This is a genomic window from Roseibium suaedae, assembly GCF_900142725.1.
Classification (GTDB): domain Bacteria; phylum Pseudomonadota; class Alphaproteobacteria; order Rhizobiales; family Stappiaceae; genus Roseibium; species Roseibium suaedae.
The window spans coordinates 304,960-323,164 of sequence record NZ_FRBW01000005.1 but is presented as its reverse complement, the minus strand read 5'-3'; the positions used below and the strand labels follow the sequence as shown (position 1 = coordinate 323,164).

Genomic DNA, 18,205 nt, shown 5'->3' with positions numbered 1-18,205 from the left:
GGCTCAGGCCTTCACCGCCGTTGCCCCAGCGTTGACATGGCGCTCACCGGCAATCTGGTCGATGATCCGCAGAACATCGGTTGGCGAGCTGTTGGCCGACGCAGGGCGGTGGTGTGCCCGAGGGTCAAGTGCCTTCAGGGCGCTGGAGAATTCGCGCTGGAAATCGTCCATGGTGGCGAAGGATCGCCCAAGTCCGGTCTTCTGGACGTGAGAAAGGACTGCCGCCTCCTGAGGCAGCGCGAGGCTGCGGTCAAGCAAGGGAGAGAGGCCGAGGGCCAGCGCTTCGCTGGTGCAGCCGGGACCAGGCTTGCCGATGAAGAGGTCGCTCGCGGCAAGATAGTCCGCAATCCGGTCGGTGAAGCCAAGGATCTGGTTCGGATATGGCAGGTCAAGCGCTGCAAGTTCTGCCCTGAGGGCTGCGTTGCGGCCGCACAAGAAGACCACTTGCGCGTCATGGTCCGTGTTGGCCATGGCCTCGGCGAGCGCCAGCATCCGCTGGCTGCCTTGAGCCCCATAGAGCACAGTGACAACCGGGCGTGCGGGATCGAACCCTGGAAGGTCCGGGGTCTTCCGGAGAGCAGGGTCCGTAAATTCCGGGCGGATCAGAAGACCGCCCATTGCATGAACCTTGCCCTTCAGACGCTTCAGCTTCCGGGCCGAGCGCAAGGCGTCTTCCGTGCCGCAGATGGCATGGTAGTCATCGCGATTGGGGAACCACACACCCGGCGCCAGTTCGGCCCAATCGGTGATCATGACAGCGCCCTTGGGCTTGCGGTCCGCTCCGGCCCCCGCCCGGTACCTCTTCAAAGCCTCCAGCATGGTTTTGTTTCCAAGAGGCATGACCGACAGGGCGATATCCGGCTGAATGTCCTCAAAATGCCGGGCAAGGATCCGGATTGCGGGGCGCTCGCACAGCACATAGTTCAGTCTGAGAGCAGCATAGAAAAGCCAGCATCCCAGGCCCGTGCGCCCCTTCCGGAGAATGACTTCATTGTAGATGTTCTCGCCGGTCAGCGATCCGAAACGGGAGAAGAGATCGAGATGGGCAATCAGGTCCAGGTAGGGGTTGAGCAAAGTGACCCGATAGCGGCCTGTGGCCTCCAGGCAAGCCTTGAGAGCGCAAGCGCTGGCCCTGTGGCCACCGCCTGCGTCCGTATAGAGAATGACCACATGTACCGGAGCGGTCATACGCGCGGTTCCACGGCCCGGTCATTGGGAAGAACAAGTTGCGCCCGGGTCATCGAGACGGAGTTGTTCAGGCCCTTGGTCATCAGCAGATGGAACAGCTTGTTGTCGCCCCAGCTGAAGGAGGAGCTGGCAATCTCGAGATAGAGCCGGAAGCTGCGGACGAACTTGTCGTCATAGAGCTCGCGAATGCGGTCGATGTTGGCATCGAAATTGGCCAGCCAGTAGCGCACGGTCGGCGGATAATGCAGCCGCAGGTTTTCCAGATCGATCATGCTGAGGCCGTTGTTGCCGGCAGCTTCGATCATGGTGGTCAGGGGTGACGCCTGGGTGCCGGGGAAGATGTATTTGTCGATCCAGGGATCGATTGGCCGTTCGATGTCGTTGCCAATGGTGTGCACCAAGGCAAGTCCCTCGGGCTTCAGGATCTTGGAGATGCGTTCGAACACCGGTGGGATCTGGGCATTGCCCATGTGCTCGACCATGCCGATCGAGGCCACCTTGTCGTAGAGACCTTCGGCTTCGCGGGCATCCTTCAGCCGGATCTCGATCTTGTCCGACAGACCCTTTTCCGCGATCCGCTCAAGCGCATAGTCCCGCTGCTCGGAGGAAATGGTGTAGCCCACGCCGGTCACGCCGTAGTTTTCCACGGCATACATCAGGAACCCGCCCCAGCCGCAGCCAAGATCTGCAATGTGCTCGCCAGGCTTCAAGGCAAGCTTGCGGCACACCAGTTCGAGCTTGTTGCGCTGCGCCTGATCAAGGCTCTCGTCGGGCGAGGTGAAATAGGCGCAAGTGTAGATCATGCCCTTGCCCAGCAGAATTTCGTAGAACTCGTTGCCGATGTCATAGGCAAAGGAGATGTTCTCGCGCGACTTCGAGATCGTGTTGCGAGCGCGCAGGAAGTGGAAGAAGAGCTTGAGGCGGAGCATCAAGGACATCGGCCGTTCGGCAAAGTCGATGGCGAAGCCGAGATAGAATAGCTTCTTGATGTCGCCCTCGACGTCGATTTCGCCCAGCATATAGCTCTCGCCAAAGCCCATGAAGGCATCGGAAAGGACCCTGGACAACGCGCGCTGTGTCTTGAAGTGCAGGGTAAATTCGGGGGCGGCTCCGATGGTGAAGCCTGTGCCATCCCAAAAGCGGACAGCAAACTGTGCATCTGGCTCTGCGGCGGACATGGCATCCGCCAGCTGCTTGATAATATCTTTCATCATATGACTTTCAAATCAGGAATGGGAAGCTGTTGCGCTGCGTTTGGGGCCGCGGATGGCGCGCCAAAGGGAAATGATGCTGTCCCGGTATTCCGGAACAGTTTGCTTCAGATGTTCATGCAAGGCCGGAAGGTTGTGGTAGGGCACGGCCGGATACATGTGATGGGCGGTATGAAAGCGGAACCCGACCGGCTGCACGATCAGGGCAAACGGAGATTCAATCGTGAAACTGTCGATCATCTGGTCCTGCCGGCCAGACGTCTCCATGAGCTGCTCCAATTCGTGCTCGAGCGGGATCCGGGCCGTCAGCAGCGCCCAGCCGATGACGAGAACCGCATAATAGAACGGCAGGATTCCGGGAATGAAGATGACAACGGCTGCAAGCAACAGCAGGTTCACGCGGGCATGCCGGCTGACTTCAGCCTGCTGCTCTTCCGTTAGAGGTGAGCTGAGCGAAAAGCCGAACTTGCGCATGGCCCAGCGGTCAATGGCCTGCTCTGTACTGAACGCACCGGCGGCAGCCGTGAAGGTCATGAAAAGATTGGTGAAGGGTACGATGAAGGGGATCACCAGAAGCACCATGGTCATGGCAATCGGGTTGTTGCGGACCAGCGGATACTGGGGATCTTCAGGGGTGCCAAAGACGCCAAGCCTGTGATGGGCGAGATGCGGAACTTGAAAGCGCAGGGGTGGCACCATCACCAGTAGGGCAACTGTCCAGGTGTAAAGATACTGGAAGGGTTTCAGCGAGGCGTCCTTGATGTGAACGATCTCGTGACAGAAGAGGCCTGCCCGGTGCAGCCCGGCGGCGGCCAGGAGCAATGGCAGGATTAGCGTCGGCCAGGTGGCCTGTGATCCCCACACCATGCCGATGACAAACAGAACCAGATAAAACCCGAAATCCCGGTAATAGATGGCGGGACGGGGGATAAAGTATTTTCGATCTACCATGGCTTCAACCTGTCGCAGTTTTCTGCTGTAGCTGCTTGAGAAAATGGATCAAAGAAGTCCAGAATTGAATGCCGCCACACCCATCATGTAATGGATGAGGACGACACCAGCGATGTTCTGATGCCGGATGTAAATCCAGCCGAAAACACATCCCGTCGCAATGGTCATCAGCACGGCAGGAAGCCCGAAATGCAGATGAAACATCCCAAACAGGACAGAGGCAAGAATAACTGAGCGCCAACCACGCTTGTCACCAAGGAACCTTTGGAAAGACGATTGCAAAAAGCCTCGGGCAATCACTTCCTGAAGCGCACTGTGCAGGAAATAGCTGGCACTTCCCCAGGGGTCAAAAGGCAAGGCCTTGCCGGGAAGCACATCGAAATAACGCAGACCTGCCGCTAGGCCAAAGGTGACTGCGCATAGCCCGGCAGATACCAGGGCCCCTTCCCTCATGGATTTGCCAAGTCCGCGCGTCGTCAAGCCGAGTTCGGACAGCGGGATCTGCATATGCCAGATAATGAGAAGGCTCGGCACCATCAGCACCGCGAGATATTGCCAGGCAAAGACGGCGGTATAGATGTCGATGTTGGTAAGCGACCGGGCGAGCACATTGTTCACCAGTGTGCCGATGGACATCATGATCAGCGAATATACGAAGAACTTGCCGAAATGTTGCTGTTCTTCCCGCAGCTTCAGCTCTCTCTGCAATGCGGCGACATGCTCCTGGTTGGCAGCGCGCATGCGGCGGGTCACCAGGGATGCCAGCTCGCCCTTGAATTCCGAAAGGCGCAGGACACCGTCAGGCTGCTTTGACAGGGCATCGGGATCAATCTCGATCAGGCAGCCTGCTTCCTCCGCTCGCACCGAAGCCGAGCGGGGCTCCCCGTCAAGTAGGGCCATTTCGCCAAAGGCCTGTCCGGTCGAGACGACCGCAACCCGGTGGTCCGTCTGGTCCAGCGGGTCGCGGCGGTAGACGCCGAACGTTCCTGCGACAACGAGATAAAGCACTGAGCCGACCGCCCCTTCCGTGAGGATTGGTTCGCCCGAGGCGACCGGCTTCAGCCTGCAAGCTTGTTGCAGGGCACTCTGGATGGAAGGGTCCATATCTGCGGAGAAGGCAGACAGGATCTCTGCAGCCTCTGCGGGAAGGTCCAGGCACGTGCTCATGACGATCCTCAACACCCGGTCCGGAAGGATCGGCCGCCGAGATACAGCAGGAAGACAATCGGCATCAGCAATACGTGATAGCTTGCATAGAGCCCAAGCCCCCAGAAACCGTCACTTTGGAGCGGGATCATGGTCGAGACCGCGAGGGTCAGCACAATGCCAACCAGCATCACCCCTGCATTCTTCTGGCGGCTGAGATTTGCCGCGCTGAAACCTGCCAGCAGCAGAAGTCCGATCGAATAGTAGAGGATGACCGACAGGAAATCGTCGGAAGTCAGGATCATGAAGAGCGGCCATAAGGCGAGCAATCCGCCCAGGCCGATCAGGGCCATGCGTGCCTTGCCGCGAAGATACTGCGCTGCCGTGGCGCAGATCATGGCCAGGCTGCCGAGGACAATCACCACCCGGGTGATGACCACCATTGGCCGGTGGCCTTCATGGCCGATTGCTTCAAAGAACCCGTGATCAATCGCGCCCAGCATGGAGGCTAGACCGATCAGAAGCAGGGTGATGCCCCAAATGCCGGCAGGGGAGCACAGCTTCACTTCCGGGCGCAGGCTCAGACCTGCGAGAAAGAACAGCTCGCAGGCGAGGATGACGTCCGTCAAGGCGGAAAGGGCAAGTTCAGAAAGCACCGGCAACCTCTTTCGAAGAATGCGCAAATAAAGGGAGTGGACCGGCAGCCAGGACCGCAGGAATGAAGAAAGGCAACAGCAAGGCTTGTGCGGGGACCATAACGGCTTTGCCTGCCAGGCAGCCTTGACGCCTGCCCTTTGGCAAAGACTGGAACGGAAGGGTCAGGCTGCGTCGCATTTGCTCACCCAGTTCCACGTACCGGCCAAACCTTCGTCAAGTCCAACGCGGGGTGTCCAGCCGAAGGCGGCATTGACCTTCGAGATGTCGAGAACCACCCTCGGCACATCGAAGCCGCGTCCGTCGCGATAAATCGGATGGACCGGGCCGCCAACGGTCCGCTGGATCCGCCCGATCAGATCCCTGATCGAGATGCCTGTCCCGCTCCCGGCATTGAAACAGCCCGTCAGGCTGGACATGAGTGCCTGATGACAGATATCGGCGAAGTCCTGAACGTAGAGAAAGTCCCGGATCACCGACCCGTCACCCCAGACTTCGATCGGCAGGCCCAGGCTGAGATTATGCAGATAGGTGCCGATGACGCCCTGGACTCCAAGCCTTCCCTGACGGGGGCCGTAGATATTGGAGGGACGCAGGATGGTGGCCTGCAGCCCATGAAGATGCTGCTCCATCTGAAGGTAATGTTCCATGGCCGCCTTCACGACGCCGTAGGAGCAGATTGGCTGCGGCAGATGGGTCTCCGGCACCGGACACATGTTCGGAATGCCATAGATGGTTCCGCCGGAGGACAGGAACACCAGCTTGCGCGGTCCATGTTCGCGCATGGCCTCGAGAAGTCTGATCATCGGGATCAGATTGCCGGAAATGTCCGATGCGGGATCAAGATTGGAAGAGGACGGGATTGTCGTGCTCGCGAGATGGACCACGGCGTCGATGCCCGACAGAAACTCGGGCAGGCGGGCCTGATCTTCCAGGTGCCCTCGGACATAGTCCACTTCAGGATGCGCGATGCGGCTGTTTGGCCGCGCTGGGTCGAGGACCCGAACTGCCATGCCTTCGGCCAGGCATTTGTCGACCACATGAGATCCTACAAACCCGCATCCGCCAATGATCAAGACGTGCATCAGGGTCCTCAGAATGCCTGAAGGGCGCGTGGATCCGTGCAGTCTGTTTTAAATGTCATTGCAGTTCCCCCAGCCAGAATCAGCAAGATAATCAAAGTAGCTTGCCGCAGTTACGGTTTAAAGGCCCTTACGTAAACGGGCCTCATTTGAAGTTTGTGCGGGCTTTCTTGTTCCCGCCGGGTTCGCTTTTAGGTCTGCCGATCGGGAGGCGAACGGGGACGTGAAAGGGTGCCCCCTGCCGGCTCAACACCAGTCCTGACGCAAGGCTGGGACGGGAACGGAGTGGTATGGGACGTAATCGCTTCTGCGCGGCCTCCTGAATGAACTTGCTAGAGGATGGGCAGTGTTTTCAGCCGATGTTCACGACACGACCTGGTTTGGTTTTGCAAGGTTCCGCCTGCCATTGATCAATGACTTGAGGAGGCGTTCAGCGGGCATCTCGTAGATACGGTAGAGAAACACCGAAAACGCGGTCGTGATGCACAATGATATGGGGAAGAAGATGATATCCGACGGGATGCTCGGCCTTAGGAAGAGGTTCAACAGATGTAGTGAAGGCTGGTGGACCAGGTAAAAGGCGAAAGACGCATTTCCCAGGAGGACGAGTGGCCGGGTTGCAAAGACGTGGGTAAGTGCCGTGCCTTCTGTCAGATGGGCATAGAAGAAGAGCGTGATGACCGGCAGGTAGAACAGCGAGTAGCGGAACGGGGCCGGAATGTCTGGCGCAAGCCACATGGCCAGGAACAGCAGAACATAAGTGAACGGGATAACGGAGCCGGGTAACCTAATGCCCCGCTTCCAGAGATCGTGGAGCACCATCCCAACCAGAAATTCCAGGATGCGAAAGCCGGGAAACACATAGAACAGCCAATGGGAGAACGGGTATTTTCCTGCAAGGATCGTATCGCCCAGGAAGACTAGAACCAGAAATGCGGAAACGAACACCACCACGGCAAGGCCTGCAGTGATCGCAAGAAGCTTGCGCGGCGAGAAAGCGACGAGAAAAAAGAAGCTGAGATAGAAGAACATCTCGTCTGATAGCGACCAGGACGGTGCATTCAGAGAGAAATAGATCGAGGAGACTGGAACCCAGCTCTGCAAATAGGTCAGGTTCAGGGCTGTCTTGAGAATGCTGAACTCTTCCGAATAGATCGCTTCGACCTGCATGATCGAGAAATACAGAAACGGAAGTCCGGTCAGGAAGTGCAAGGGCGACAGACGGGCGATCCGAAGCAGGAAATAGGTCCGGAAAGAGGTCGCTCCGGTGAGGATCCGGCTCTTGTAGGACTGTGTCAGCACGAATCCGGAAAGTATGAAAAAGAAAGAGACGCCAACATAGCCCTGTTCGGCAATGCTCTTGACGAAGTCTCCACTCGTGTCCCACCTGAAATGGACGCCGAAGACCAGCAGCGCTGCGAAGAAACGCAATCCGGTCAATTGTTCGAGCCGCACCGTTGCCGTGCCGATTGCCCTGTTCATGCCTGATGGCCCCATCCTTTTATCCCGGGACATAAAGGCTGAAGCTGTCACGATAGTCTATCCTTGAAGCAATTTGGGGATCGGCATGTGATCAGGTCCCAGACCTCAGCAGGGATCGAGAAGTGCTTTGCTTGGCAGTAAGCGTCACTTAACCGGGGCTCAAACACAAAGCCGCCGGACACGATTGGCATCCGGCGGCTTGTCTTGAGTTTTGGTGCCTTGAAGCGTTTCAGGCTTCAGCAGCGACGTGCTGGAACGCGTTGTAGAGGCCACGTAGTTCGGCAAGCCCCTTCAGGCGTCCGATGGCCGGATATCCGGGCTGAGCCTCGCGGCCGATGTCGTCCAGGATGTCTTGGCCATGGTCCGGACGGAACGGGATCGACCAGTCAGAGCGGCCTGCAGCGGCGCGGCGGGCTTCTTCGGCCACAATCGCCTTCACCATGGCCGCCATATCGGTGTGACCGCTCAGATGATTGTCCTCGAAGAAGGAGTTCATCAGAGCGGAGCCCTCAATGCTCACGTTCCGCAGATGCAGGAAATGCACCCGGTCGGCCAGCGCCTTGAAGATCTTGACCGTGTCATTGTCCGGACGGGCCCCAAGAGAGCCGGTGCAAAGGGTAACGCCGTTTGCAGGCAGATCCACGGCATCCAGAACCGCACGGTATTGCGCTTCAGTCGACATGATGCGCGGCAAGCCCAGAAGCGGGAACGGCGGATCATCCGGATGGCAGCAAAGCCGCATGCCGATGTCCTGAGCGATCGGAGCCACTTCCGAGAGGAAGTCGATCATGTTCCCGCGCAAACGGTCTTCGGTGATGTTGTCATACTGGGCCAGATGTTCCCGCACCTGTTCCAGCGTGAATTTTTCCGCAGCGCCAGGCAAGCCGAAGACGACATTGCCGGCGATCCGTTCCTTGTCTTCCTCGGACATTTCCGCGAACCGGCGGGCAGCTGCTTCAACGACTTCCGGGGGGAAGCTTTCGGCAGCGCCCTTGCGGGCCAGGATGTGGATGTCGAAGGCGGCGAAATCGATCAGGTCGAACCGCATGCAGCGGGCGCCATTCGGCCGTTCCCAGGCAAGGTCCGTGCGGGTCCAGTCGAGCACCGGCATGAAATTGTAGCAGATGACTTCAATTCCAGCGTCGCGCAGGTTCCGCATCGAGACCTTCCAGTTCTCGACATGGGTTTTCCAATCGCCTTGCTGTTTCTTGATGTCTTCTGAAACAGGAAGGGATTCGACGACTTCCCATTGCAGGGAAGACGGACGCCCGTCCCGCCGGGTTGCGATCTCGCGCTGCCGCTGCCCGATTTCCTCTGGTGTCCAGACCACGCCGGTCGGCACGTGATGAAGCGCCGAAACGACGCCTTCGACGCCGGCCTGCATCATGTCGTCGATGCTCACGCGGTCCTTGGGTCCAAACCATCGCCAGGTTTGACGCATTCTTCTCTCCTGATCGTTTCGCGGCTTCCTGCGCCGCAACACATGACAAACGGCTAGCACACATCATTGATGTTGACTAGTATGGAAGTATGGTGCAGTTAGAGCGGCGGAGGAAACGCGATAATGACCGGAACAATTCAAGCCAGGCTCGATCCGAAAATGGCAGCTGGTCCGCAGCTGGCCCAGATAATCCGTCATTTGATCGTCTCCAATGAACTGGAGCCTGGCGCGCGCCTTTCTGAGTCGGAAATCGCGGCACGCTACGAGGTCAGCCGCCAGCCAGTGCGCGAGGCCTTCATCAAGCTTGCAGAAGAAGGCCTGGTTGAAGTGCGGCCCCAGCGCGGAACCTTTGTCTGCAAGATCAATCTGTCCACGGTGCTCGACGCCCGCTTTGTGCGCGAAGCGGTGGAAGCCGACATCGTGAAACTCTGCGCGGAGGCCTCCTCCTCTGAGCTGGTCAAGGAATTGCGCAGCCAGTTGGCACTTCAGTTGCGCCTTTGCGCTGACAATCCCGCAAATTTCGTCGAACTCGACGACCTATTTCATCGCACCCTGGCGGAAGGCGCAGGACGCCCCAACGCCTGGCGCGTGATCGACGGCATGAAGTCCCAGCTCGACCGGGTCCGCCGTCTGACCACCGCGCGGCTTGCGATTGACCACCTCGTCACCCAGCACACAGCAGTGGTGGATGCGATCGAGACGGGCTCGCCCGAGGCGGCTGAGGCCGCAATGCGCGCTCACTTGAAAATGATCCTGTCGGACCTGCCAGCCATTCAGGCGGCCTGCCCGCAGTTTTTCGAAACCCAGACCAATCCGGCCTGATCCCAATAGCGGCCAAGGGAGGAAACCATGACTGTCGCAAACTCACTCAAGACCCTACTCATTGCAGGCATCGCAACCGCAACCATTTCGGTTGCAGCCTGGGCACAGGATGTCACCCTGAAGCTCGGCCACCCGGCCAATGAGCAGAACACCTGGCACCTGGCTTCGGTGAAGTTCGCCGAGGAAGTTGCCTCCCGCACGGGCGGCCGCGTAAAGGTCGAAGTCTATCCGAACGAGACCCTGGGCAAGGAAATGGACGTCATCAACGGCATGCAGCTTGGCACCGCCGATATGACCATCACCGGCGAATCCCTGCAGAACTGGGCGCCGAAGGCTGCTCTTCTGGCCATTCCCTACGCCTACAAGTCCCTTGAGGACATGGATGCGGTTGCTTCCGGTGATCTCGGCAAGAAGATCGAAGCGGAAATCGTCGACAAGGTTGGCATCCGCCCGATCGCCTACTTCGCCCGCGGCCCGCGTAACCTGACCTCGAACCGCCCGATCACCAAGCCTTCCGAGCTGGACGGCCTGAAGATGCGCGTGCCGAACGTGCCGCTGTTCCTGAACGTCTGGAAGTCCCTGGGTGCAAGCCCGACCCCGATGGCCTTCTCGGAAGTCTTTACGTCCCTGCAGAACGGCACCATCGACGCTCAGGAAAACCCGCTGGCCCTGATCAAGTCTGCAAACTTCAATGAAGTGCAGAAATACGTCAACAAGACCGAGCACGTCCGTTCCTGGATCTATCTCACCATCTCCGAGATGTCCTGGGAAAAGCTGTCGGCTGAAGACCAGAAGGCGGTCACCGAAGCTGCTGCCGCAGCTCAGGCCTATGAGCGTGAGCTGTTCCTGAAGCAGGAAGGCGAACTCGTCAGCGAACTCACCGGCCTCGGCATGACCTTCGTGGACGTCGATAGTGCAGCTTTCGCTGCTGCTGCCAAGGATGCGGTTCTGGCCTCGGTTTCCGATGAGATCCGTCCGGACGTTGAAGCGCTGTTCGCACGCTGATCGATCACACACTCCGGCGGGGGCGTCCGCGCCCCCGTCCTTTGCTTTGCAATGAAGGAGACCGGGATGAAATCCCTTGTTGGGCACGTTACGAAAGCTGCCGTGCTGATTGCCCGCCTGGCGACTGGCGTTGCCTTTCTGACAATCATTGTCGCGGTTATCATCCAGCTCCTCGGCCGGTCCGGATTTGTCCCGGCAATGATCTGGACAGAAGAACTCACGCGCTTTGCGCTGCTGTGGCTGACCGCTTTCGGCGCAGGCCTGGGATTGCGCACCGGCGCGCTTGTCAATGTCGATATCATCTCCGAAGCCCTGCCCGGCAAGCAGCCCTGGATGCTGCGCCTTTTCGCTGCCGTGGTCACCGCAGGCTTCGCCTTGATGCTGATTTCGCCCGCCGCCCTCTTCACCAAAATCGGCGCACGCCAGACGGCTCCTGCCCTCGGGATCCATATGGACTGGATCCATGCGGCTGCCCTCGTGACGCTGCTTGTGCTTGGAATTTTCGCCATCCTGCGCGTGATCGGCATGATCATTGGCACGGATGACGGCCTGCCGACCAAATCCGCGGAGGAATTATAATGGGTCTGGCGCTCCTTCTGGGAACGTTTCTCGTGGGTCTCGCGCTCGGCATGCCCGTCGCAGTGACCCTTGGCGTTGCCTCTGCTGCCTATCTGCTTGAGGCAGGCATTCCCCTCGTCACGATCCCGCAGAAGATGTATGCGGGCATCGACAGTTTTGTGCTGCTCTGCATTCCGGGCTTCATCCTGGCCGGAAACCTCATGAACGAGGGCGGTATCACCACCCGTATCGTGCGTCTGGCGCAGGCTCTGGTCGGCTGGATGCGCGGCGGCCTTGGCCTCACCAACGTTGCGGCCTCCATGCTCTTCGGCGGGATCTCCGGGACAGCCGCAGCGGACGCTGCGTCCATCGGCGGCATGATGATTCCAGGCATGAAGAAGGCAGGCTATCCTGTTGATTTTTCTGCCGCGATTACCGCTGCCTCTTCGACGGTTGGTCCGATCATTCCGCCGTCCGTGCCGATGATCATCGTCGGGACGCTCTCGGGCATCTCTGTCGGAAAGATGTTCATTGCCGGGGCCCTGCCGGGCATCCTGATGGGCGTTGCCATGATGATCACCGCCTGGATCATTGCCCGTCGCAACAACTTCCCGCGCCAGCCCTGGCAGGGATTTGGCGAGTTGTTCCGCGCCTTCTTGGGCGCGTTCTGGGCGGTTTCGATGACGGCCTTGATCGTGGGCGGCATGCTCTCCGGCTTCGCCACGCCCACGGAAACGGCGATCGTCGCTTCGCTCTATGCCTTCATCGTCGGTGCCTTCGTCTATCGCGGTCTGAAGCTGCGGGACGTTCCCCGGATCCTGATCGACAGCGCGATTTCCGCTGCCGGTATCCTGCTTCTCGTCGGGTTTGCGAATGTCTTCGGCTGGATCCTCGTCTCCGAGCGCATTCCCCAGATGATCGCGGATACGGTTCTGTCGATCACCACCAACAAGTATCTCGTGATCCTGCTGATCAATCTGGTGCTCCTGTTCGTGGGCATGTTCATGGAAACGATCGCAGCGCTCATCATCCTGTTCGTGCCGTTGCTCACACTGGCGCAGGGCGTCGGCATTGATCCGATCCACTTCGCAACCTTTGCAGTGCTTAACCTGATGATTGGCCTGACGACCCCTCCAGTCGGCGTCTGCCTCTTCATTTGCGCCAGCATCGGCCGCATTTCCCTGGTGCAGATCACGAAGGCCATCTGGCCCTTCATTCTGACCAACATCCTCGTGCTGATCCTGGTGTCCTATGTGCCCTTCTTCAGCACCTGGCTTCCCAACCTTGTTTCCCAATAGGATCTGGACATGAACCGCATCGTACGCCTTCACGGCAAAAACGATCTGCGCCTCGAAAGCGAACCAAAGCCGGCCGCCAAGGCCGGGGAAGTCATCGTCGCAATTGGCGCGGCCGGCTTCTGCGGGTCAGACCTGCACTATCATTCGGATGGCGGTATCGGCACGATCCGGGTGCGAGAGCCGATCATCCTTGGTCATGAGGCTGCCGGAACCGTGATCGAGACCGGTGAAGGGGTCTCGCAGCCGAAGGTGGGGGATCTGGTTGCGATCAATCCGTCCCATCCCTGCGGTGACTGCAAGTTCTGCCGTGCCGGTTCCCATCAGCATTGCCTGAACATGCGCTTCAAGGGATCGGCAATGTTCCTGCCGCATGAGCAGGGCTTCATGCGGGACCAGGTCGCGATTGGCGCTGGACAGTGCTATCAGATCGCTCCGGGCATTCCGGCAACGCAGGCTGCTCTTGCCGAGCCCCTCGCCGTCTGCTGCCGGGCCGTTACCCGTGCCAGGGAAATCTCCGGCGAGATCAAGGGCAAGCGGGTTTTGGTGACCGGGTCCGGACCGATCGGTGTTCTGTGCGCCGCTCTTGCCCGCCATCACGGGGCGGCTGAGATCGTCGTCACGGATCTTCAGGATGCAACGCTTGAGGTCGCCCTGCAGGTTGGCGCGACCAAGGTCGTCAATGTGGCCAGCAATCCGGAAGGTCTCGAGCCCTGGGCTGCGGATAAGGGCCAGTTCGATCTGGTGTTTGAATGCTCGGCGGCTGCCCCTGCCCTGCGCAGTGCCATCGCGACCACCCGCCCGCTCGGCACCATCGTGCAGGTCGGCGTGATGGGCGACACGCCAATCCCTTTCAACATGCTGGTTGCGAAAGAGATCAACCTCATTGGCACCCATCGCTTCGATGGTGAATTCGGACAGGCCGTTGATCTTATCAATGCCAAGGCGCTGAACCTTGCGCCTGTCGTGACCCATGTCTTCGACGGCTCCGAAGCCGCAGATGCCATCGCAATCGCTTCCGACCGGACCAGGTCGGTCAAGGTGCAGCTTCTGTTCGCCAAGGAAGACTGAGGCGGAAAGCTGTTGCCACAGACAAGTCAGAACGCCAGGCACCGGCATCGGTGCCTGGCGTTTTTTGTTTCTGTCTACCGATCGTTTGTTTCCTTCCTGTCCTGCCTTCAGAGGCAGGTTCCTTGTGACGATTTTCGCACCGCTCCAGATCCCGGCCGGACTGTTCGTCGCAACGCGCTGCGTCGTGTCGCTGCACGACTTCAGCCTGACGACACAGCTTCTGGAACTGGGTGTCGTCCCCTGTGGCTCCTCCGGCCGGAAAAGGGTGTTCGAGGACGCCATCTTCAGAGGAACTTCCCAGAGATATGACACCTCGGCCATCCACTACATCGGCACGCATCAGGCACCGGATTATCGGGCGGGGCGGCATGGAACAGGTGATCGCCGACTTTGGCCTGGGTCATGTTCCCGCAATTGAGGCAAGCTCCCGGGACATTCCCTATAGCCTGGAGCGTCTGTCCGACTTTGATAGCGATGTCATCATAGATACTTATGAGGACATGCTGGCAGAAGAGGCAGAAACCCGCGTTGTCCGCGCCTCTGCCCAGTGGCAAAACCTCTTTGCCGTGCGCAACCGGCAGTTTCTCTATCTGAACCGCAGCCGCTATGGCGAGACCATGGAAGGGCTGATCGGGTCGGCGACCTTGCTTCTATCCCACATTGGCGAAAGGGAAATCCTGAGGCAGGCCAGGCCGTAGGGTCAGGGCATCAATGGCGTGAGGGACACCACGTTCCAGCGGTCGGCGTGGTCTGAGGGGGCGTCTTCTTTCAGGTTGCTGCAACGTGTGCTGACCGGGAAGCGGCTCTGTTGCAGTTCGATCCGCAGTTGTCCGGTGTTCGCCGAAGCAAGGACTTCTGCCCTGTCATTCTGGCCATCAAAGCCGGACAGGCGGGTCAGCGAGATTTTCCCGTCAAATCCTGCATTCTGCCAATGTGACAAGGCAGCATGTTCTGCAACCTGGCCCAGATCATCCAGTTCCGGGTTGCCGCGATAGGCCGGCAGGTATGGCTTGCCCTCGCGCAGGCAGGACAGAAAATCCGGAACATCCCTTGGCTCAAGTCGCCCATATCTGGCGCGCTGGGGCAAGACCATGAGGGACGCTGCAAACCGGCAGCCGCCAAGATGGGTCGATTGCAGAATCCGGAACTCTTCCGGATCGGCCTGACTGCGCAGGGCCTTGAACGTGGCAAAGCCATAGCGTGCGCAACACGGGTCCCTCTTGCCGTCCGTGCAGCACAGGATCGTGATGCGCTTGTCCTGCTCTCCCTCAAGTTCCGCCCCCTTGGACACACTCCCAAGATAGCCTGCCATTTCCTCAGGAGTTGCTGTGCGGACGAAGACACCATTGAAGGAGACCGCGAGATCATCCCCTTCGACCAGCGCAACGTGAAGTCCGCGCTCGTTTGCAGCGATCATGGCTTCGGAGAGCACGGCAGGCATGCCGGCGGAATCGGTTCTGGGCACACGCCAGTGACCCCGCGGCCAATGAAGCAGCACGTAGCCCTTTGCCGAGGCTCCGGCGCCCTGCATCGGCTCTCCTCGCGCCAGGCAGGTATCACGGCAAAACCTATGTGCGCTCATAGACACTCACGTCCCATTTGCCTGGATGAATTGTAGTGTTTGATCTTCATGTTTTTATACGAAGTCCAATGATTTTCAATCAGATGCCTGTCAGAGGCATTTTCAAATACCGGATCAATTAAGCCATTGTGCTCCCGCGCCCTCCGGGAACCCGAGCCTTTGCGCTTGCTGGAGTGGTTAGTTCTGTTATATGTAACACATAACATTTAACCGGATTGATCATGATGCAGCTTCAGAATGCCGGACGGTTTATCGAGGATCTTGCCCAGGAGCTTGGCCCCAAGGCCGTGCTGATGGGACCGGATGTCCCGGTGCGAAACCGGACTGACTGGAGTTTCCTGCCTCAGGCTGCACCGCTCGCGGTATTCCGTCCCTCCTCCACGGAAGAGGTCTCCAGAATCCTGAAGACCTGCAGCCAGGCAGGGATCCCGGTGACGCCGCAAGGCGGCATGACGGGCCTGTGCGGAGGATCCCGGCCGCTGGATGGCGGTGTGGCTCTGTCCATGGAGCGCATGACGGGTATCGAGCAAATTGATCCGGACGGCATGACCATGACGGTGCTGGCCGGAACTCCGCTTGAGGTGATCCAGAAGGCTGCAGACGAAGCCGGTCTGTTCTTCGCGCTGGATCTCGGTGCGCGGGGGTCCTGTGCGATCGGCGGAAACCTTTCCACCAATGCAGGCGGCAACCGTGTCATCCGCTATGGCATGGCCCGTGATCTGGTGCTCGGGCTTGAGGTCGTGCTGCCGGATGGCACGGTCCTGTCCATGCTGAACCGGATGCTGAAGAACAACGCCGGCTATGATCTGAAGCAGCTTTTCGTTGGCGCGGAAGGCACGCTCGGGGTCATCACCCGTGCCGTTTTGCGGCTTCATCCGAAGCCGGGCTGCGTTTGTGCCGCCATGTGTGTGGTCAATGGCTATGACAAGGTGCTGGAACTGCTGGGCACTGCCCGGCGGACTCTCGGACCTTTCCTGTCGGCCTTCGAGGTCATGTGGGCGGACTACTGGCATCAGGCGACGGAACGGGTGCCGGGCGGCAAGGCTCCGGTTTCGATTGGTGATGGAACCCATGTGGTTCTGATCGAGGTGCAGGGTCTGGATGACGAAATCGATGGCGCCCGCTTCTCGGCCTGGCTGGAACAATTGTTCGAAAAGGGCGTGATCGAGGACGGTGCTGTCGCCCAGACGCTTTCGGATATGGCCGATTTCTGGGGCACACGGGATGCGGCCGCGGAATTTGCCAATCCGGCAGTCATCGGGCCGCATATCTCCTTCGACATCGGCCTGCCGATCCGCCGGATTGAGGAATTCGTAACCCGCTCCAAACCGGCACTTCTGGAACAGTTTGGCTGCCACTCGGTTCATTACGGCCATGTTGGCGACGGCAACATCCACATTGTTGCCTGGGTGCCGGGTGCAGATCCGCAGCCTCTGTCCGACGTGAGCACTGTGGTTTACGGCATCGTCCGGGAACTGGGAGGAACGGTCTCGGCAGAGCATGGCATTGGCCTGCTCAAGAAGCCCTATCTGAAGCACACACGGGACGACGCTCAGGTCGACCTGATGCGGCGGATCAAGCGCAGCGTCGATCCGGACTGGATCGTCAACGCGACCAAGATTTTTGACTGACCCTTGCCGGCGGAGGGCCGGAGACAAGGGCATCCTGGGGAGGAAAGCATGAAACTGAACAGACGCAGCATTCTGTCGCTTGCCGCAGCCTTGATGGTTGGTGTTGCGGCACCGGCAATCGCGCAGGACTGGCCGAATGGCCCAGTTACCCTGGTTGTGCCGTGGAGCGCTGGTGGCGGCACCGATGCCACTGCCCGCATGATCGGAACCCTGCTGGAAAAGAAGCTGGGCGTGCCGGTGCCGGTGGTGAACCGCACGGGAGGATCTGGCGTCATCGGTCACACGGCCATCGCTGACGCTGCACCCGATGGCCAGACCATCGGCGTTGCCACCCTGGAAATCGGCTCTATGCACACCCTTGGTCTGACCGACCTGACCTACAAGGCCTATACGCCGATCGGGCTATACAACTCTGATCCGGCCGCCCTCTTCGTGCGGGCTGATGCCGGTTACGAGGATATGCCTGCTCTGCTCGCCGCGCTTGAAAAGGCTCCGGACCGCGAGTTCAAGGGGTCCGGCTCGGCACAGGGCGGCGTGAACCATCTGGCTCTGGCAGGCATGCTGCTTGCTGCCGGCCTGCCGGTTGAGCGCGTGGCCTGGGTTCCGTCGGAAGGCGCTGCGCCCGGTCTGCAGGATCTTGCAGCTGGCGGGGTGCAGATCGCGACGGCTTCTCTTCCTGAAGCGGCTGCACTCATGTCTGCCGGCCTGATCAAGCCTCTGGCGGTCTTCTCTGAAGCCCGGCTGGAAACCGCGCCGGATCTTCCGACCTTCTCTCAGGCAACCGGCCATGACTTCGCACTCGGTTCCTGGCGCGGTGTCGTTGCCCCTGCAGGCATTCCCGAGGACGTTGCCGCCAAGCTGGTGGCAGCTGTGGGCGAAGTCGTGAAAGACCCGGAATACCTGTCCTTCATGAAGGACCGTGGCTACGCCACCCAGTGGACGCCGGCAGCCGAGTTCGAGACCTTCATGGAAAACTCGGACAAGGCGCTCGCCCAGAGCCTGAACGCCGTGGGTCTTGCAAAGCAGTAATATGGTTGCCCGGGGAAGCTTAGCCTTCCCCGGGCTTCTTCGCGATAGACGGGATCG

The 18,205-nt window shown here is 59.5% G+C and carries 17 protein-coding genes; 8 read left to right on the top strand and 9 right to left on the bottom strand.

The annotated features are described in order from the left end of the window. Positions 1 to 3: 3 nt before the first annotated feature. The 8 genes from BUA94_RS20350 to uxuA form a co-directional block, all read right to left on the bottom strand. Positions 4 to 1,188, bottom strand: coding sequence for a glycosyltransferase (locus BUA94_RS20350; RefSeq protein WP_073015184.1), 1,185 nt, complete (start codon positions 1,186 to 1,188; stop codon positions 4 to 6). Then, on the bottom strand, positions 1,185 to 2,402 hold the full coding sequence (locus BUA94_RS20345) for an SAM-dependent methyltransferase (protein WP_073015183.1): 1,218 nt from the start codon (positions 2,400 to 2,402) through the stop codon (positions 1,185 to 1,187). Before BUA94_RS20345 ends, BUA94_RS20350 begins: the two co-directional genes overlap by 4 nt. Positions 2,403 to 2,414: 12 nt before the next feature. Then, positions 2,415 to 3,350, bottom strand: a complete 936-nt coding sequence (locus tag BUA94_RS20340; protein ID WP_073015182.1) for a fatty acid desaturase family protein — start codon at positions 3,348 to 3,350, stop codon at positions 2,415 to 2,417. A 48-nt stretch (positions 3,351 to 3,398) separates the two neighbouring features. After that, positions 3,399 to 4,517: a cyclic nucleotide-binding domain-containing protein gene (locus tag BUA94_RS20335; protein ID WP_073015181.1), complete on the bottom strand. Its 1,119-nt coding sequence runs from the start codon at positions 4,515 to 4,517 to the stop codon at positions 3,399 to 3,401. A gap of 8 nt (positions 4,518 to 4,525) precedes the next feature. Continuing rightward, the gene (locus BUA94_RS20330) at positions 4,526 to 5,152 is read right to left on the bottom strand and encodes a DUF6962 family protein (protein ID WP_073015180.1); all 627 of its coding nucleotides are present in this window, start codon (positions 5,150 to 5,152) and stop codon (positions 4,526 to 4,528) included. A 162-nt stretch (positions 5,153 to 5,314) separates the two neighbouring features. Next, the gene (locus tag BUA94_RS20325; RefSeq protein ID WP_073015179.1) at positions 5,315 to 6,235 is read right to left on the bottom strand and encodes an NAD-dependent epimerase/dehydratase family protein; all 921 of its coding nucleotides are present in this window, start codon (positions 6,233 to 6,235) and stop codon (positions 5,315 to 5,317) included. 360 nt (positions 6,236 to 6,595) lie between these two features. Next, entirely contained in the window at positions 6,596 to 7,714 is a 1,119-nt protein-coding gene (locus BUA94_RS20320; RefSeq protein WP_073015178.1) for an acyltransferase family protein, read from the bottom strand. A 229-nt stretch (positions 7,715 to 7,943) separates the two neighbouring features. Further along, a complete protein-coding gene (uxuA, locus tag BUA94_RS20315; protein ID WP_073015177.1) occupies positions 7,944 to 9,155 on the bottom strand; it encodes a mannonate dehydratase in 1,212 nt (403 codons plus the stop codon). A 123-nt stretch (positions 9,156 to 9,278) separates the two neighbouring features. On the opposite strand from uxuA, the gene BUA94_RS20310 reads away from it, so the two are divergent. From BUA94_RS20310 to BUA94_RS23640, 6 genes are all read left to right on the top strand, one after another. Next, positions 9,279 to 9,977, top strand: coding sequence for a GntR family transcriptional regulator (locus tag BUA94_RS20310; protein WP_073015176.1), 699 nt, complete (start codon positions 9,279 to 9,281; stop codon positions 9,975 to 9,977). A 27-nt stretch (positions 9,978 to 10,004) separates the two neighbouring features. After that, positions 10,005 to 10,982, top strand: coding sequence for a TRAP transporter substrate-binding protein (locus BUA94_RS20305; protein ID WP_073015175.1), 978 nt, complete (start codon positions 10,005 to 10,007; stop codon positions 10,980 to 10,982). A 66-nt stretch (positions 10,983 to 11,048) separates the two neighbouring features. Further along, positions 11,049 to 11,561, top strand: a complete 513-nt coding sequence (locus BUA94_RS20300; RefSeq protein WP_073015243.1) for a TRAP transporter small permease — start codon at positions 11,049 to 11,051, stop codon at positions 11,559 to 11,561. Further along, positions 11,561 to 12,838 carry a TRAP transporter large permease gene (locus tag BUA94_RS20295; protein ID WP_073015174.1) on the top strand — a complete coding sequence of 426 codons (1,278 nt, stop codon included), beginning with the start codon at positions 11,561 to 11,563 and terminating at the stop codon, positions 12,836 to 12,838. The genes BUA94_RS20300 and BUA94_RS20295 overlap by 1 nt, the downstream gene beginning before the upstream one ends. A 9-nt stretch (positions 12,839 to 12,847) precedes the next feature. Then, positions 12,848 to 13,906 (top strand): L-idonate 5-dehydrogenase, encoded by a 1,059-nt coding sequence (locus BUA94_RS20290; RefSeq protein ID WP_073015173.1) that lies wholly within the window; start codon positions 12,848 to 12,850, stop codon positions 13,904 to 13,906. 368 nt (positions 13,907 to 14,274) lie between these two features. Next, positions 14,275 to 14,604, top strand: coding sequence for a substrate-binding domain-containing protein (locus tag BUA94_RS23640; protein WP_073015172.1), 330 nt, complete (start codon positions 14,275 to 14,277; stop codon positions 14,602 to 14,604). A 2-nt stretch (positions 14,605 to 14,606) separates the two neighbouring features. On the opposite strand, the gene BUA94_RS20280 is transcribed toward BUA94_RS23640, so the two are convergent. Continuing rightward, positions 14,607 to 15,437, bottom strand: a complete 831-nt coding sequence (locus BUA94_RS20280; RefSeq protein ID WP_235860658.1) for a sucrase ferredoxin — start codon at positions 15,435 to 15,437, stop codon at positions 14,607 to 14,609. 272 nt (positions 15,438 to 15,709) lie between these two features. On the opposite strand from BUA94_RS20280, the gene BUA94_RS20275 reads away from it, so the two are divergent. Then, positions 15,710 to 17,119, top strand: a complete 1,410-nt coding sequence (locus BUA94_RS20275; RefSeq protein ID WP_139251218.1) for an FAD-binding oxidoreductase — start codon at positions 15,710 to 15,712, stop codon at positions 17,117 to 17,119. A 48-nt stretch (positions 17,120 to 17,167) separates the two neighbouring features. Next, entirely contained in the window at positions 17,168 to 18,148 is a 981-nt protein-coding gene (locus tag BUA94_RS20270; protein ID WP_073015170.1) for a Bug family tripartite tricarboxylate transporter substrate binding protein, read from the top strand. Positions 18,149 to 18,205 lie beyond the last annotated feature (57 nt).

Bases quoted from the DNA above. Each gene is read 5' to 3' on its own strand.
- BUA94_RS20350 (WP_073015184.1), bottom strand. From the start codon at position 1,188: ATGACCGCTCCGGTACATGTGGTCATTCTCTATACGGACGCAGGCGGT.
- BUA94_RS20345 (WP_073015183.1), bottom strand. From the start codon at position 2,402: ATGATGAAAGATATTATCAAGCAGCTGGCGGATGCCATGTCCGCCGCA.
- BUA94_RS20340 (WP_073015182.1), bottom strand. From the start codon at position 3,350: ATGGTAGATCGAAAATACTTTATCCCCCGTCCCGCCATCTATTACCGG.
- BUA94_RS20335 (WP_073015181.1), bottom strand. From the start codon at position 4,517: ATGAGCACGTGCCTGGACCTTCCCGCAGAGGCTGCAGAGATCCTGTCT.
- BUA94_RS20325 (WP_073015179.1), bottom strand. From the start codon at position 6,235: ATGCACGTCTTGATCATTGGCGGATGCGGGTTTGTAGGATCTCATGTG.
- BUA94_RS20320 (WP_073015178.1), bottom strand. From the start codon at position 7,714: ATGAACAGGGCAATCGGCACGGCAACGGTGCGGCTCGAACAATTGACC.
- uxuA (WP_073015177.1), bottom strand. From the start codon at position 9,155: ATGCGTCAAACCTGGCGATGGTTTGGACCCAAGGACCGCGTGAGCATC.
- BUA94_RS20310 (WP_073015176.1), top strand. From the start codon at position 9,279: ATGACCGGAACAATTCAAGCCAGGCTCGATCCGAAAATGGCAGCTGGT.
- BUA94_RS20305 (WP_073015175.1), top strand. From the start codon at position 10,005: ATGACTGTCGCAAACTCACTCAAGACCCTACTCATTGCAGGCATCGCA.
- BUA94_RS20300 (WP_073015243.1), top strand. From the start codon at position 11,049: ATGAAATCCCTTGTTGGGCACGTTACGAAAGCTGCCGTGCTGATTGCC.
- BUA94_RS20295 (WP_073015174.1), top strand. From the start codon at position 11,561: ATGGGTCTGGCGCTCCTTCTGGGAACGTTTCTCGTGGGTCTCGCGCTC.
- BUA94_RS20290 (WP_073015173.1), top strand. From the start codon at position 12,848: ATGAACCGCATCGTACGCCTTCACGGCAAAAACGATCTGCGCCTCGAA.
- BUA94_RS23640 (WP_073015172.1), top strand. From the start codon at position 14,275: ATGGAACAGGTGATCGCCGACTTTGGCCTGGGTCATGTTCCCGCAATT.
- BUA94_RS20280 (WP_235860658.1), bottom strand. From the start codon at position 15,437: ATGCAGGGCGCCGGAGCCTCGGCAAAGGGCTACGTGCTGCTTCATTGG.
- BUA94_RS20275 (WP_139251218.1), top strand. From the start codon at position 15,710: ATGATGCAGCTTCAGAATGCCGGACGGTTTATCGAGGATCTTGCCCAG.
- BUA94_RS20270 (WP_073015170.1), top strand. From the start codon at position 17,168: ATGAAACTGAACAGACGCAGCATTCTGTCGCTTGCCGCAGCCTTGATG.